At 62.5% G+C, this 15,127-nt stretch carries 12 protein-coding genes; 10 read left to right on the forward strand and 2 right to left on the reverse strand.

What is annotated here, in order from left to right; translation table 11 throughout:
* Positions 1-3 precede the first annotated feature (3 nt).
* The 4 genes from CDV44_RS28100 to CDV44_RS22590 all read left to right on the forward strand — a co-directional run bounded on the left by CDV44_RS28100 (position 4) and on the right by CDV44_RS22590 (position 1,988).
* Complete coding sequence (locus tag CDV44_RS28100) at positions 4-585, forward strand: hypothetical protein (RefSeq protein ID WP_249277656.1); 582 nt, start codon at positions 4-6, stop codon at positions 583-585.
* 86 nt (positions 586-671) lie between these two features.
* Positions 672-1,034 (forward strand): hypothetical protein, encoded by a 363-nt coding sequence (locus CDV44_RS22580; protein ID WP_087690657.1) that lies wholly within the window; start codon positions 672-674, stop codon positions 1,032-1,034.
* An 88-nt stretch (positions 1,035-1,122) separates the two neighbouring features.
* On the forward strand, positions 1,123-1,707 hold the full coding sequence (gene thpR / locus CDV44_RS22585; RefSeq protein WP_087690659.1) for an RNA 2',3'-cyclic phosphodiesterase: 585 nt from the start codon (positions 1,123-1,125) through the stop codon (positions 1,705-1,707).
* A 62-nt stretch (positions 1,708-1,769) separates the two neighbouring features.
* Positions 1,770-1,988, forward strand: a complete 219-nt coding sequence (locus CDV44_RS22590) for a hypothetical protein (RefSeq protein WP_087690840.1) — start codon at positions 1,770-1,772, stop codon at positions 1,986-1,988.
* Positions 1,989-2,083: 95 nt separating this feature from the next.
* Here the strand turns inward: CDV44_RS22590 and CDV44_RS22595 are convergent, their stop codons facing one another.
* Positions 2,084-2,878 (reverse strand): MHYT domain-containing protein, encoded by a 795-nt coding sequence (locus CDV44_RS22595; RefSeq protein ID WP_087690661.1) that lies wholly within the window; start codon positions 2,876-2,878, stop codon positions 2,084-2,086.
* 437 nt (positions 2,879-3,315) lie between these two features.
* On the opposite strand from CDV44_RS22595, the gene CDV44_RS22600 reads away from it, so the two are divergent.
* A complete protein-coding gene (locus tag CDV44_RS22600; RefSeq protein WP_170936076.1) occupies positions 3,316-4,881 on the forward strand; it encodes a DHA2 family efflux MFS transporter permease subunit in 1,566 nt (521 codons plus the stop codon).
* Positions 4,882-5,023: 142 nt separating this feature from the next.
* Positions 5,024-5,971 carry a DedA family protein/thiosulfate sulfurtransferase GlpE gene (locus CDV44_RS22605; RefSeq protein ID WP_087690663.1) on the forward strand — a complete coding sequence of 316 codons (948 nt, stop codon included), beginning with the start codon at positions 5,024-5,026 and terminating at the stop codon, positions 5,969-5,971.
* Between the two features lie 80 nt (positions 5,972-6,051).
* Here the strand turns inward: CDV44_RS22605 and CDV44_RS22610 are convergent, their stop codons facing one another.
* Positions 6,052-6,507 carry a MarR family winged helix-turn-helix transcriptional regulator gene (locus tag CDV44_RS22610; RefSeq protein WP_058379983.1) on the reverse strand — a complete coding sequence of 152 codons (456 nt, stop codon included), beginning with the start codon at positions 6,505-6,507 and terminating at the stop codon, positions 6,052-6,054.
* Positions 6,508-7,366: 859 nt separating this feature from the next.
* On the opposite strand from CDV44_RS22610, the gene CDV44_RS22615 reads away from it, so the two are divergent.
* The 4 genes from CDV44_RS22615 to CDV44_RS22630 all read left to right on the forward strand — a co-directional run bounded on the left by CDV44_RS22615 (position 7,367) and on the right by CDV44_RS22630 (position 13,964).
* Positions 7,367-9,151, forward strand: coding sequence for a ClcB-like voltage-gated chloride channel protein (locus tag CDV44_RS22615; RefSeq protein ID WP_371328794.1), 1,785 nt, complete (start codon positions 7,367-7,369; stop codon positions 9,149-9,151).
* Positions 9,148-11,223 carry a bifunctional tRNA (5-methylaminomethyl-2-thiouridine)(34)-methyltransferase MnmD/FAD-dependent 5-carboxymethylaminomethyl-2-thiouridine(34) oxidoreductase MnmC gene (gene mnmC, locus CDV44_RS22620; RefSeq protein WP_087690665.1) on the forward strand — a complete coding sequence of 692 codons (2,076 nt, stop codon included), beginning with the start codon at positions 9,148-9,150 and terminating at the stop codon, positions 11,221-11,223. Before CDV44_RS22615 ends, mnmC begins: the two co-directional genes overlap by 4 nt.
* 416 nt (positions 11,224-11,639) lie before the next feature.
* A complete protein-coding gene (locus tag CDV44_RS22625; protein WP_087690666.1) occupies positions 11,640-12,845 on the forward strand; it encodes a cation:proton antiporter in 1,206 nt (401 codons plus the stop codon).
* A gap of 3 nt (positions 12,846-12,848) precedes the next feature.
* Positions 12,849-13,964 carry a YbdK family carboxylate-amine ligase gene (locus tag CDV44_RS22630; protein ID WP_087690668.1) on the forward strand — a complete coding sequence of 372 codons (1,116 nt, stop codon included), beginning with the start codon at positions 12,849-12,851 and terminating at the stop codon, positions 13,962-13,964.
* The last annotated feature ends 1,163 nt before the right edge of the window (positions 13,965-15,127 follow it).

The following is a 15,127-nucleotide window of genomic DNA, read 5'->3' on the forward strand; positions in this document are numbered from 1 at the left end:
CGCATGCCGTTCGAATCGCTTTTTTCCAGCCAATCCCGCGCCAGCCAGTCCCGCAGCAACGTTCGCCGTCTGGCCGCGCCACTGGCCATCGTCGTCGCTGCGGCAACGCTTGCGGGCTGCGCGGTCGTACCGTCCGGCCCAAGCATCATGGCCCTGCCGGGCACCAATAAATCGTTCGACCAGTTCCGGCAGGACGACTTCAACTGCCGTCAGTTCGCTAACGGTCAGAACGGCGGCATGGATACCGCCTCCGCCGCCAACACCAGCGCCATCGGCAGTGCCGTGATCGGTACCGCTATCGGTGCGGCAGCGGGTGCAGCCTTCGGTGGCGGCTCGGGTGCGGCCATCGGCGCCGGTGCCGGTCTGCTCGCGGGCAGCGCCGTCGGCGTAGGTAACGCGCAGTCGTCTGTGTACATGACGCAAAGCCGCTATGATCAGGCCTACATTCAGTGCATGTATGCCTATGGCAACCGCGTGCCTGTGCGGGGCGACATGGTATCTTCGCAGCAGATGCAACCTGCGCAGCGCTATGCGCCGCCGCCTCCGCCGCCCCCGGGCTGGAAACCGCCCCCCGGCGCTTACTGAAACGACTGAACCCCATGACACCGACATGGCGCGCGCCTGCTGATCAGCGTGCCGCGCCAGCGTCGTTGTCTTCCCGAGAGAATTTCATGGCCCACCCCACGTTTGCCCGCTTCCCGTTCGCCGGGTACTTCTCCGTGCGTACGGCGCTTTGGCTGACGCTGCCCGCCGCCATTGCCGCCGTGCTGGTGCTTACGCCATCGGCCCACGCCCAGAACACGCCGGCGCCTGCCGGTGCAGTGAATCCGGCCAACGCCGCCAACGCCCCCGCATTCAATCCGAGCGCCGACATTTCGCGCGCCGTCTCGCGCGACACCACCGATGCCGCCATCCAGAGCAACTGGAACAGCATCATGCACCCGCCGGTACAAGCCAAAACCGAAGAAAAGCCCGCCGATACGCCGCGCCGCGGCCGTCGCAACGGCATCAACACCGGGGTGTCGACCAACTGAGGGGTAACGATGACGGCGCTGGCTGGAATTCGCGCCACCGCCCGTCTACTATGAGAATCATCAGAAGGACACAACGACTGGTGTTCTCATGCGACTTTTCCTTGCCCTATGGCCTGGGCCGGGCGTGCGGGCGCAGCTTCACGAATGGGCGTCCGCCGCCCATGCGGAGTGCGGCGGGCGCGTGCTCCGTGCACAGACCCTCCACCTGACACTCGCCTTTCTCGACGAGGTCGATCCTGCCCGGCTGCCGGTGCTCCTTGCACTGATGCAGCGCGCACCGCTCGCGCCGTTCTCGCTCACCTTCGATCATCTGGGCTATTGGTCCGATCGCAAGATCGTCTGGGCCGGTTCGCCCGCAGCGCCCGAGAGTCTGATCGCCACCCGCGACATGTTGCTCTCGCAATGGCGCGCCACCGGCGCGCGCGTGATCACGCAGTCTTTCCGGCCCCACGTGACGCTGCTGCGGCACGCACGACGTGCGCCGTCAGATCCGTATCCGCGCCCGCTCATATGGCATTGCGACGGCTATGTGCTGGTGCATTCCGTGCGCACGCCACGCGGGCCGCATTACCGCGTGCTGGCCGAACATCATGGCGGACAGGCGGACGGTTTTTTCACCACGGCGCCGGAGAAATCGGGGATGTCGTCTGCGCAATACGGTATAGTCGGATGACGATTCGCCCGCATGAAAACACCCGCTGGCGCGTCGTTTTTCGTTATTCGCAGGAGACTCAAGTGAAAGTGGGAACGATCGTCACATCCAATCACATCGCAGTGCCGCAGGGCGCCAAAGGCATCGTGACCCGTGTGCTGGGCGACATGGCGATGGTGCGCTGGTACGCCGGCCAACCCGGGGCATCACGTGAACTCAACACCGAACCTTTCTTCATTGCCGATCTGATCCCGACGGGTGACGTCATGCCCGTGGGTGCCAGTAGTCCCATCCTGCATTGACCCGCCGCGTGCGAGCGCGCAATCACTCGCAAGCACGCGCAAAAAAACGCCGGCCCATCGAAAGACGGGCCGGCGTTTTGCTTTGTATGGTGCGCTCAGACGTGTCCGGTGCGCTGTTGCATCACGGCGTCCAGCCGTGCGGCGATACGCTCACGACGGCGGCGCCCGGTGCGATAGAGCAACACGCCCATGCCTAACAGCACCACGCACGCAATCGCGAAAACACCATACGGCAGCAGGTCGCCCTGCAAGCGCGGGCTGATCTGTGCGCGCGTTTCCGACGTGCAAATCATCGTGCCGGCGAGCATGCCCGTGTAGTGCATGCCGCACACCGCAATCGCCATGACAATGGCCGCGAGCGCGCGTTGCAAGCTCGTTTGCAGATGGAAGGCCAGCCACAGCGCCACGCTTGCCGCCACCATCGCGATGAGTACCGACAGCGCAATGATCGTCGTGTCCCACTGGAAGACGGCTTGCGTGCGCACCGCATTCATCCCGAGATAGTGCATGCCTGCAATGCCGAGCCCGCCCGCCACACCGGCGATTACGCAGTGCATGGCATTGCGGTAGGGCGCTTGAGCGACATACCAAAGCGCCGCTCCCGACACCACCACGGCGAGCACCAGACTGCCGACGGTCGGCCACAAGGCAAACGACACCGGGAACGGCATGCGCTGCGCCGCCATGCCGATGAAGTGCATGCCCCAGATGCCGACGCCGCCCAACGCAAGCGCCGCGACGGCGAGATAACCGACGCTGATGCCACCATCTTCATTGCGGATACGCGACGCGGCGACGAGTGCCACATAGGCACCGAGCGCGGAAATCAGAAACGAAAGCAGGACGAGAAACTCGCCGTACTGAAGGGGAATGACGCTGCCTGGTTGCATGGGGCTTTTCCTGTGGTTTTACCGTTGCCCGGCATCGTTCGCAGAGAGCGCACGGAGCGGGTCATTTGGTTTTCTGAGCCGGCCGACAACGCCCAGGGGCAGCGACGCGAAAACTTCCGCATCGGGCGTCAACGCCGATTCAAGCCTGTGCAATGTCTGGCGTCAAGTGGCAAAAACGTCTCGTGATCGCCAACTGACGGCGTTTTACCGCATGGCCGCAACGCAGCATGCCCGCGTTCACGGGCAAACCCTTGCCGGACGCGTGTTCCACGCAGATCGCAAGGGTCCGAGGGGCATAAAGAAGCGTAAGGGGCGGGATTAGAGCATCGTTTCCAAACTTGCGTCGCACATCCCCCGGCAATCTGCGGCACCATCCAATATTCGGAATGGTCAGGCGACTTGAGATCGCCGGCCGCCAAATCAGGGAGAGGATTTGCATGTCTGACGCCGCCACCGCCAGCCCAGCCGCCGCACCGCAAGGGGCGCCCCTCACAGGCGGCCGGCTGGCCATTCTCACGGTCGGGCTCGCCCTCGGCACGTTCATGGAAGTGCTCGACACATCGATTGCGAACGTGGCCGTGCCGACCATCGCGGGCAGCGTGGGCGTTTCGAACAGTCAGGGCACGTGGGTCATCAGCTCGTACGCGGTGGCCGCCGCCATTGCCGTGCCGCTGACCGGATGGCTGGCCCGGCGCGTTGGCGAAGTCCGCTTGTTCGTGACCTCGGTCACGCTGTTCACGATTGCCTCGATGCTGTGCGGCCTCGCGCCGAATATGGAATCGCTGGTGTTCTTCCGGCTGCTGCAAGGGCTGGTCTCGGGGCCGATGGTGCCGCTCTCGCAAACCATCCTGCTGCGCAGTTTTCCCGAGAAGAAACGCGGTCTCGCGCTCGGCCTATGGGCCATGACAGTGATCGTCGCGCCAATCTTCGGCCCCGTGGTCGGCGGGTGGATCACCGACAACTACACCTGGCCGTGGATCTTCTATATCAACGTGCCGGTCGGCATTTTCTCAGCGGTTGCGTGCTATCTGCTGCTGCGCGGACACGAAACCAAAACGCAAACCATCCCCATCGATCTGGTCGGTCTGGCGCTGCTCGCCATCGGCGTGGGGTCGCTGCAAATGATGCTCGACCTGGGCAAGGATCGCGACTGGTTCAACAACGGCCTGATCGTCACGCTTGCGATCACGGCGGCGGTTTGTCTTTCGGCGCTGATTCTCTGGGAGCTGACGTCCGACAAACCCATCGTCGATCTCACGCTGTTCAAAGACCGCAATTTCGCGCTCGGCGTGGTGGTGATTTCGTTCGGCTTCATGACGTTTTTCGCCTCTGTCGTAATCTTCCCGCTATGGCTGCAAACGGTGATGGATTACACGGCGGGCAAGGCCGGGCTGGCGACCGCGCCAGTGGGCTTATTGGCGCTGATTCTGTCGCCGATCATCGGGCAGAACATGGACAAGCTGAACTTGCGTGCCGTCGCGTCGTTCGCCTTCTTCGTGTTCGCGGGGGTGTCGTTCTGGAACTCGCACTTCGCGCTCAATCTGTCGTTCGCGAAAGTCATCGAACCGCGGCTGGTGCAGGGCATCGGCATCGCATGCTTCTTCGTGCCGGTGACGACGATCACACTCTCGAGCATCACCGACGACCGGCTGGCAGCAGCATCGGGTTTGTCGAATTTCTTCCGCACGCTCTCGGGCGCCATCGGCACCGCCGTGAGCACGACGATGTGGGAGGACAGGGCGATCTACCACCACGCACGGCTGGCCGAGAGCGTGACGCCATATTCCGACGCCACCACGAGTTATCTCGACCAGTTGCGGCAGGGGCTGGGCCTCACCAATGGGGCGGAGATCGGCGTGCTCAACGATCTGGTCACCCGGCAGTCGTTCATGCTGGCGACGAACGACATCTTTCACCTGTCCGGCTACGTGTTCCTCGCCATGGCGGCGCTGGTGTGGATGACCAAGCCCAAGCGGGGCGCGAAGGCGTCGATGGGGCACTGAGGGCGGTACGGAAGGCGGCATTCTGGGCGACTTTGCCCGCGATCGTTCCAAAAGAGCAACAATACTTTTCGAGATACGGGCTTCTGGCCGTCATGGCAGGGGACTACCATGCGTTATTGCGCAAATTCGCTCAGGTACCGGCATGCTGTTCGATCTGATTGCCCGCTATGGCCTCTGGCTCGTCCTTCTGAATATCTTCGGACAGGCGCTGGGCCTGCCGTTGCCGGCGTATCCCACGCTCATCGTCACCGCGTCGACGGCGCTGTTCCCGCCCCTCGGCATCATCGCGCTGGCCGCTGCCGCCGCGCTGCTCGGTGATGTCATCTGGTTTTTGGCCGGGCGCCGCTACGGCCATCACATTCTGCGGCTGATGTGCCGTCTGTCGATCTCGCCCGACACGTGCGTGAGCCGCACCGAGGGCTCGATGGGCCGCTACGGCGTGCGCGTGCTGCTGTTCGCGCGGTTCGTGCCGGGCCTCTCGGCCTTGTCGGTGCCGATGGCCGGGGCGCTGGGCGTGTCGTGGCGCAAGTTCCTGCTATACGACGCGCTGGGCGCGATGCTCTGGTCGGGCGTGGCCGTAGCACTCGGTGTGGGTTTCTCGTCGCACATCGTGTCGGTGCTCGACGCCTTCGACACCCTCGGCCGGGGCGTGCTCTGGCTAGTGGTGATCGTCTTCGCGCTCTACCTGCTCAACCGCTGGCTCAATCGTTACCGCCTGCTGCGCTCGCTGCGCATGGCACGTATCGGCGTGCAAACGCTGGAAACATGGATGAAGGACGAGATCACGCCAGTCGTGATCGATGTGCGCTCAGCGGCACGCCGCGCCATTGACCCGTTCACGATTCCGGGTGCGATCGCCATCGAGCCGGACGATATCGCCAGCAAACTCAGAGATATTCCGCGCGACCGGCGGATTGTGGTGTTTTGCGCCTGTCCGAACGAAGTCACGGCGGCACGGCTCGCACAGCAATTGCGGCAACAGGGCTTTGCGGAAGTGCGTCCGCTGCTCGGCGGACTGGATGCCTGGCGTGACGCCGGCTACAACGTAGAGAAGATTGCAGGCTTCGAGATGCTGATGCCGGCGCACTGATCCTTTCACCGATTGTCGATTAGATTGCGTACAACTCAATGACGCGTGCCTTTCTTTGGAAAGGCACGCGTTTTGTTTTTTCACGCCTCGCCGAGGGCGTCGCGCAGTTGCAGCAGCAGATTGCGCAAGGTCTTTTGCGCCGTGTCGGATTGACCGGTGGCGGCTTGAATTTGCGCCGGCACCTGACGCGCTTCACGACGCAGATTCACGCCACGCGGCGTCAGGTCGATAAACACCTGACGTTCGTCGATATGACCGCGCCGACGCGTCAAAAGCCCCATGGATTCCAGTCTTTTCAGCAACGGCGTGAGTGTTCCGGAATCGAGCCCGAGACGTGCACCGAGTTGATTGACGGCGATATCGTCCTGTTCCCAGAGCACGACCATCGCGAGATATTGCGAGTACGTAAGCCCGAGTCGATCGAGCATCGGCTTGTGCGCTTTGGTCATGGCAAGCGATGCCGAGTACAACGCGAAACCCAACTGCTCTTCGAGACACACGGGTGATTTTTGTGTGCCCTTTTTGCTGACTGCCATTCGGGTGGTGCTTTTCAGTTCCATTTCAATTGCGTGCCATTCTATTTCACTGAATGGAATGTGACCAGTTGAATGCGTGTGCGCATGACAGATTCATGACGCTTGATTCTGTGGGGCTTGAGCCAAGCAGGTGCCGTAGTTTCGAGATGTGCTTTCGGTGGCTGTGCGCCGCTTGGCGGCTACGTCGCGAGAAGGCAGGCGGGTGGCCCCGACGCTGGAATGAGGCTGTGGAAGGAGGCGGTGAAAATACGCCGCGCCGGAAATGGCAAAAAATCGCGACGCAACCGGTCCAATGCGGGTTCAGCGCCGCATAAATTACCTTTATCTGAATCATCCTCAGAAGTCGGCGTATGGCGGGCGCGTAGGGAAAATCGCTCTCGAAAAAATGCCTCAGGAAGGCGTCGCGCCAGAATCGAGAAAACGGTGCGCAGCGACACGAACGGCCTCGCGAAACCCGCTTATCTGAGGATGGCTCAGTTTTTGCCAAAAATCGGCAGACCAAAATCGCTCAGTCACCAGAAAGAAGGCCCTTGGTTGAAATCGGCCTCGCGCTTGGGTTTTGATCACCGGTCGACGCCGATCCATCACGATTGGAAATCCGCATCGATCGAAATCGATCCCGCCAATCGAAATGAGCTTCAAATCAACTTCAACTGGGCGTCATCTCGAAAGCGCGCTGCGACTCAGAGGCAAGTACCGCTAAAAAATACCTTACGTGAGCATTGCTCAGTTTTAGCTAGTTGGAAGGGGGTCCAAAATCGGTTTACGGCCAAAAGCCTCCCTTCATGCCGAAAATCGGCCCATCCCTGTGCCCGGCGCACCGGTCCCGCGCTTTCAAATTAAGTCGTCGGTCGATACCATGGGACCCAATTTCGATCACGACAGTCTCCTATCCGTGTCAGCAGTGTCCGCCTGGGCCAAGTTGCCCGTCGTCGTGTGGGTGCGCCGTCAGTTCGCGCCCAACACCCTGCAAATCACGCTGCTGCTTGCCGGCATCGTCGGTCTGTTGGGCGCGTTGGCCACCGTCGCGTTTCGCGAAGCGCTCTCCGGCTTGCAATTTCTCCTCGCCGGCCATCACAGCGGCATGGTCGAGCTGGCACTGGACCTCAACTGGTGGCAGCGCCTGCTGTTGCCGACCACCGGCGGTCTCATCGCCGGGCTGATCCTGCAATACGCCACGCTCTGGGTGCCCAAGAAGGGCTCCGACGACTACATGGAAGCCATCGCCATCGGCACCGGCGTGCTGAGCCTGCGTCAGACGCTGGTGAAGAGTACGTCGTCGCTGTTCTCGGTGGCCTCGGGCGCGTCGATCGGCCGGGAAGGGCCGATGGTGCAACTCGCGGCAATGTTCGCTTCGCTGGTCGGGCGCGCGCTCGCGTTCCCGCCTGAGCGGCTGCGGCTGCTCGTCGCGTGCGGCGCGACCGCCGGCATCACCTCCGCCTATAACGCCCCGATTGCCGGGGCGCTGTTCATCTCCGAAATCGTCTACGGCTCGATCTCGACCGCGACGCTGGGCCCGCTGGTGGTCGCCTCGGTCATCGCCAACATCGTCATCCGCCAGTTTCTCGGCTACGAGGCGGTGTATCAGATGCCGCGCTTCGACTTCGTGTCGGGCTGGGAAGTGTTCTTCTACGTCGGGCTGGGCATCCTCGCGGGCGTGCTCGCGCCGCTGTTCCTGCGTTTGCTCGACACCGCCAAACAACGCTTCGGCGCGTTGCCCGTGCCGTTGTTCGTACGGCTCGCACTGGGTGGGCTGGTCGTCGGGGTGCTCTCGCTGCAAGTGCCGCAGGTCTGGGGCAATGGGTACAGCGTGGTGAACTCGATTCTGCACACGCATTGGGCGTGGCAAGCGCTCGCCATGGTGCTCGTCTTCAAGGTGCTCGCCACGGCCTCGTCGGCAGGGTCGGGCGCGGTCGGCGGCGTGTTCACGCCGACGCTGTTCGTCGGCGCGGCACTCGGCAGTCTCTACGGACTCGCCATGAATGCGCTCGCGCCAGCCACGGCGTCGGTCGCCAGCAGCTATGCGGTCGTCGGCATGGGGGCGTTTCTAGCGGCCACGACCTATGCGCCGTTGATGTCGATTCTGATGATCTTCGAGATGACGCTGAGTTATCAGGTCGTGCTGCCGCTCATGCTGGCCTGCGTCACGGCGTATCTCACTGCCCATACGTTGCGAGAAGACTCGGTGTACGCCAAGTCGCTGCGCCGCAATTTGGTGGCCGGGCGCTGGTTGTCGATGACCGGCGAGGCGAGCCAGATGCGGCTGTCGTCGCTGGTCGTCGATCCGGACGCCAGCGATGCCGTGGTGAAGGCCGGCCTGTCGCCGGAGGCCATCGGCGAGCGATTCGTCGAGACGGGATACCGCAATCTGGTCGTGCGCGCAGAGGACGGCCGTCTGGTCGGCATGCTTGATGCGGCGAGCTGGTGGCGCCGGCAGGCGACGGGCAAGCCCGCGCAATGGACCGAAATTGTCGCCCCTTGCAACGCGCTCGATGGTGAGATGGCGCTGGTCAGCGCACTGCGCGCGGTGGCGAAATTGCATGCCGACTGGATTCCGGTCGCCGCGGCCGACGGCCGCTGGCTCGGCGTGGTGTCGCTGCCGGGGCTGATCGAGATCGTGACAGAAGAACGGGGGAGCGAATGAAGCGCCGCCCGGGTTTCAGCCCGATCGTGCCGGCGGAACCGGTCACAACCGACGGCGGCACACCTTACTCCGACGTGTTCGACGACGTTTATCTCCCTGCGGATGGCGCACTCGGGCGAGCGCGTCAGGTGTTTCTCGGCGGCAATGACTTGCCGCAGCGTTGGCAGGGTCGTGATCAGTTCGTGATCGTCGAGACGGGCTTCGGGCTGGGGCTGAATTTTCTGGCGACGTGGGCCGCTTGGCGCGACGATCCGCAACGGCCCAAACGCCTGCACTTCGTGTCGGTCGAGAAATTCCCGTTCCGCCCGCGCGACCTGCGCCAGACGCTGGCGCCGCTGCTGGTGCAGCCCGGCATGACCGAACTCGCGCCGCTTGTGCAGCGGCTGTGCGATATCTGGCCGTTACCCGTCGCGGGCTGGCACCGGCTGGAACCGGCCCCCGGCGTCGTGCTGAGCGTCGGATTCGGCGACTTCTCCACTTTGATGCCGGACCTCCGCGTAGGCGCGGACGCGTTTTTTCTCGACGGCTTCGTGCCGGCCAAGAACCCCGACCTGTGGACCCCCGAAGTCTTCAAGACGCTGGGCAAGCTGGCGCGCGAGGGCGCGACGCTCGCGACTTACACCAGCGCCGGGCAGATACCACGCGATCTGGCCGCTGCGGGCTTTCAGACGACACACCGAGAAGGCGACGGACACGCAGGCGAGATGCTGGCGGGTGTCTATGCGCCGCCTTACCGGATGCGCCGCTACGATCCGCCCGGTGCGCCGTCATGGCGTGAGTTTCGGGCTGCCGACGCCGATGACGATGGCGATGGCGAATCCGATGCTGCACCTAACACCGCCATCGTCATCGGTGCCGGGATGGCTGGCGCCGCCATGGCGCTGCGGCTCGTCGCGCGCGGCTGGCGGGTGAAGCTGTTCGAGCGGGCGGAGGCGCCGGGCTCGGCGGCTTCGGGCAATCCGGCGGGCGTCTTCCATCCGCAGTTGTCGGCGGACGACAACGTGCTGTCTCGTCTAACGCGCGCGGGCTTCCTGTACGCGCTTTCGCAATGGCGCACGCTGCCGGGCGGTCTGCCCGGACGCGCCGACGGCTTGTTGCAGGTAGGCTCGGACGACGACGAGGCGAGCAGCCTCGCGCAACTCGTCGCGGCGCACGGCTATCCCGAGGAATACGTGAAGTGGGTCGATGCGGCCCAAGCCTCGGCGCTCGCCGGGGAAACGCTGGCGCACGGCGGCCTGTGGTTCCCCGAGGGCGGCTGGCTGGCCCCCGCGATGCTGTGCCGTGCGGAACTCGTCGCCGCCGGCCCGTCGCTCGATGCCCGCTACGGCGTGAGTGTCGAGCGGCTTGAACAGCGGGACGGCCGCTGGCTGGCCATCGATGAGACCCGACGCGTACTGGCGCACGCCGCCGTAGCCATCGTTACCGCCGCCAATGAGTCGCAACAACTGCTCGGCCCCTATCTCCCGCCGGACTTCATTCCCATCCAACGGGTACGTGGACAACTGACGTTCCTGCCGCCCGATTCGCTCCCCGATCTGCGCATACCGGTCTGCGGCGAGGGTTACGTTGCGCCGTCGCCGCTGGGCGGCGCAGGCCCGATCACGGGCGCCACCTACGGTTTCGACGATCCCGCCACTGATGTCCGCGTCGGTGACCATCAGGCCAATCTGCGCCGCCTCGCCACGTTGCTGCCAGACCATGCCGAAGCCTTTGGCGATGGGGAAGGCGGGTTGGGAAGTGCCAGCGCCGCCGCCGAACTCGGCGGACGAACCGCCTTCCGGGCGCTGGTCACCGACCGTTTGCCGATGGCCGGTCAACTGCCGGATATGCCCGCAATCGCCAGCAGCGACCCTCAGGGCTGCCGGTTGGCCGGCGGCCACCTGCGAGACCTGCCCCGGCTGCCAGGCCTGTACGCGAGCTTTGCGTTCGGTTCTCGCGGCCTGGTCTTCGCGGCACTCTGCGCGGAGCTGGTCGCCAGCCAGATCGAAGGCGAGCCGTGGCCCGTGGGCAGCGATCTGGCCGACGCCATCGACCCGGCGCGGTTTCTGTTGCAGGCACTACGCAAGGCCTGAGCGCACGACGCCACGGCAGAACTTCGGCAGATAAAACCGGCCGACCGGCCGTTCGTCACGTAGCCGGTGCCGTTCACAATAAATCGAATCTGACCCCCATAGAGTGCAAGGTCCGCCGCAGGCGGAGGCGACGCGCTACGCGCGTGCCTCCGGCATTTTTCGCCCCGCCGGCTGGGCAACCGCCCGGGAATTGGCGTGCCGCCTCGTCTTCAGGAAGGGGGGAATGACGAAGTCCCGTCACAAGGGGCTTCCCGGGGTGGCGCGCGCCCTGACAGAGCCCTCCAAACCGAGTGTGGCAAAATGGGCCCAACCCTAAGGGTTCGTCGCGCATTTGTCCTTATTTCTGCAACCCCGCGCGCGACATTCTTTTCCTTTCCACCACTTGATGCGCCGTCAAGCGGCGCAAAGCGAGCAATATGACGTCGGAACTGTCCCTTTTCCCGGGCTGGCCGCCGGCGCCTGATCCCGTTTTCTTCGCTGGTCTGGCATTGGTATTTGCCGGTCTGGCAGGAGAAATCTGTTTCCGGAGACTGCGCCTGCCGCGCATCACCGGTTACGCGGTGGTCGGGCTGGTCGGCGGTACGTTGGGTCTCTCGTCGATGCTGGACGCGCAAACGAGCGCGGCCATTCGCCTGCTGATCGATCTGGCCCTCGGCCTGCTGCTGTTCGAACTCGGCAGCCGCCTGAATCTGAAATGGATGCGGGCCAACTCGTGGCTCATCGTCACAAGTGCACTTGAGGCGCTGCTCACGCTCATCGCGGTCTACGCCGTGTTGCGCCTGTTCAACGTGGCGCCGCTCACATCGATGCTCATCGCGTCGATCAGCATGGCCACGTCGCCGGCGGTTGTCGTCCAGCTCAAAAACGAGCTGCGCGCCGAAGGCCAGGTCACCGAACGCCTGCTGGCACTAGCGGCGCTGAACAGCATTTACGCCGTAGTGGCCGTCAAGCTGGTCTACGGCTGGATGCACCAGACGTACCACTCGAGCTTCTGGGTGGTGCTGTTCCATCCGCTGTACCTGCTGATCGGCTCGATCGTGCTGGCCTTCGTACTCGCCAAGGCGTGCAATCTGGTGTTCCGGAAATTCGGCAGTCAGGACCATCACGCGTTCGTGATGCTGATCGGCCTGATCATGCTGATGGTCGCGCTGGTGCACATGCTCAAGCTGCCGAACTCGCTCACGCTGCTGCTCGCCGGGATCATTTTCCGGAACCTGGATGAGCGTCCGCAGCTTTGGCCGGCTTACTTCGGCACGGCCGGGTGGCTGCTTGCCGTGGTGCTGTTCGTGCTGACGTCGCTGGCATTCCAGTGGCAATACGTGATGATCGGCGGTTTGGCCGCGGCAGCCATCATCGTTGTCCGTCTGCTGGCCAAGGTGGTCGGGACAGTCGCTGTCGCCCATCCGGCCGGCATCAGCTACAAACAGGCCGTCGCACTGGGGCTCGCGCTCTGTCCGATGGCCAGTCTTGCGCTCGTACTCGTTGCCGACACGTACGACATCTACCCGCAGTTCGATCCGATGCTCAAGGCCGTGGTGATGTGCACCATCGCGTTGCTGCAACTGGTTGGCCCACTGGTGGTCTATTGGGCATTGGCCCTTGTCGGTGAACGGAAGGATTAAGCCATGTCATTAGAAGAATTCATTCCCTCGAAGCCGTGCACCTTCGGTGTCGAGCTAGAGATGCAGATCGTCAATCGTCACGATTACGATCTGACCAAGGCTGCGTCGGACGTGATGCGGTTGGTGGCGAAGGAGACACATCCGGGTGAAATCAAACCGGAAATGACCGAAAGCATGATCGAGCTTTCGACCGATATCTGCCATCACCACAGCGACGCCGTCTCGCAACTGCGCCGCGTTCGCGACGTCCTGATCGGCGCCAGCGAGCAGCTCAACGTCGGCTTGTGCGGCGGTGGGACCCACGCGTTTCAGCGCTGGAGCGAGCGCACGATTTACGACTCGCCGCGTTTTCATTTCCTCTCCGAGCTTTACGGCTATCTCGCCAAGCAGTTCACGGTCTTCGGTCAGCACGTGCACATCGGCTGTCCGGACCCGGATAGCGCCTTGTATCTGCTGCACGCGATGTCGCGTTATATCCCGCACTTTATTGCGCTGTCGGCCTCGTCGCCGTACGTGCAAGGTGTCGACACGGGCTTTCACTCGGCGCGTTTGAACTCGGTGTTCGCGTTCCCGCTGTCGGGCCGTGCGCCGTTCGTACTCAAGTGGGAAGACTTCGAGACGTACTTCGACAAGATGGTCAAAACCGGTGTCGTCGAGAGCATGAAGGACTTCTACTGGGATATCCGTCCAAAACCGGGCTTTGGGACGATCGAAGTGCGAGTGATGGATACCCCCTTATCGGTCGACCGGGCGGCTGCCATCGCCTGTTACATCCAGTCTCTGGCCCGTTATCTGCTCGAGGAACGGCCGTTCACGCTGAGCGAGGACGATTACCTGGTCTACACGTTCAACCGCTTCGAGGCCTGCCGTTTCGGTCTGGAAGGCGCCTACGTCGATCCGCAGAGCGGCGAGCGGACCACGCTAGGGCAGCACATCGCTCAGACACTGGAGGTCATCAAGCCCCACGCAGCGGTGCTGGAAGCCGAAGCGGCGTGCGAGGAGATCCGTCAGTTGGTGGCCTCGGGCATGAACGATGCCGTGTGGCTGCGTCAGATCCACGCAGATGCGAAGTCGCTCAATGAGATGGTCCGGCAGCAGTGTCTGCGGTGGGCGTCGTGATGCGGTAGCCCTTCCGGAGCGCTTGGCAGGGTGTCATGAAGCCCTGGTTCTGCGATCGGTGTAACGAAACCCCGCCTTGGCGGGGTTTTTTATTGCCTGCCGGGTTTGTCACGTGTGTCAGCAGCATCGCAAGCGCTGCGTTTTCCACTGTTCGTCCTTACCGGGTTTTCCGGCTTTTTGCCCGGCTCGTAGGATGCTTTTAAGGTTTTAATAGGTTTACTGTATGTATACATAGTAGTAGTTAACAAAGGCAGCCCACTGCTGTGGATAACCACAGTTAACGCCTTGTAAACATCAACTTGCCCGATTGAGAACTGGATGGACAAACAGCGGGTATCTCCAGAACAACTCTGAACAGTTTTTGCCCCCTGTGGAAAGATTCGCAAGTTATCCCGAACCCATGCACATGTACTCCGACAAGTTATCCATAAAGTTATCCACAGACGCCTAAATATTGTGCAACAGACCCCCGAAAACACGGTTTTGTGGATAATTTTGACGTTCTCACTTCGCCGGAGAGGTTCGCGGCTACAATCTCGCCACTCCGTTTTTGTGACGTACCCCGCGTGTTGTCAGAAGTGATCGATGTTGGTTTTATTGGCTGTAACGCGCGAAATCGCGGTCGTCGTCCATTTCTTCACTTCGCATGTCAAAAAGGTGCTCTCACCGGACATGCCGATCAGCTCATTCCCCGAATTTTTCGCCGAACGGGTCGTTATGCGACTGAGGGTCGTCGTTCGTGTTTCAGAACATTTGCGTTCTGTCCGAAACGCAGGCGTGCTTCGTATACGCCAGCGCATGCGCTAAAGCGAAGCGGATCTCTCGATATTCGAGGCATTTTTCCCGGGGACGTAACAGGGACGCTCGTCAAACAAAAAGCGTCGCTACGGCCTGCGAGCCAAGTCCGGCGCGGCTTTGCACGGATGCTTGCGATTGGTGCGGGGTGCGAGACAAGACACGGCGTTACATCTATTGGCTTGGCGAGTGAATTCGCATGGGATGCGAAATGTTTTTGACGCTGTCACGATTCGCGCTGCGAGTGAGCAGGACACCAATATTTTGTAAACATCGCGCCTAGGATCTGGGAGATCAGTACAAGAACTGATACGCCAAAATTCGACTCAGAACACACAATGGAATCGTGGCGGGAAGGCAGGTTCAAC

This window comes from Pandoraea sp. PE-S2R-1, from assembly GCF_002179865.1.
Lineage (GTDB): Bacteria > Pseudomonadota > Gammaproteobacteria > Burkholderiales > Burkholderiaceae > Pandoraea.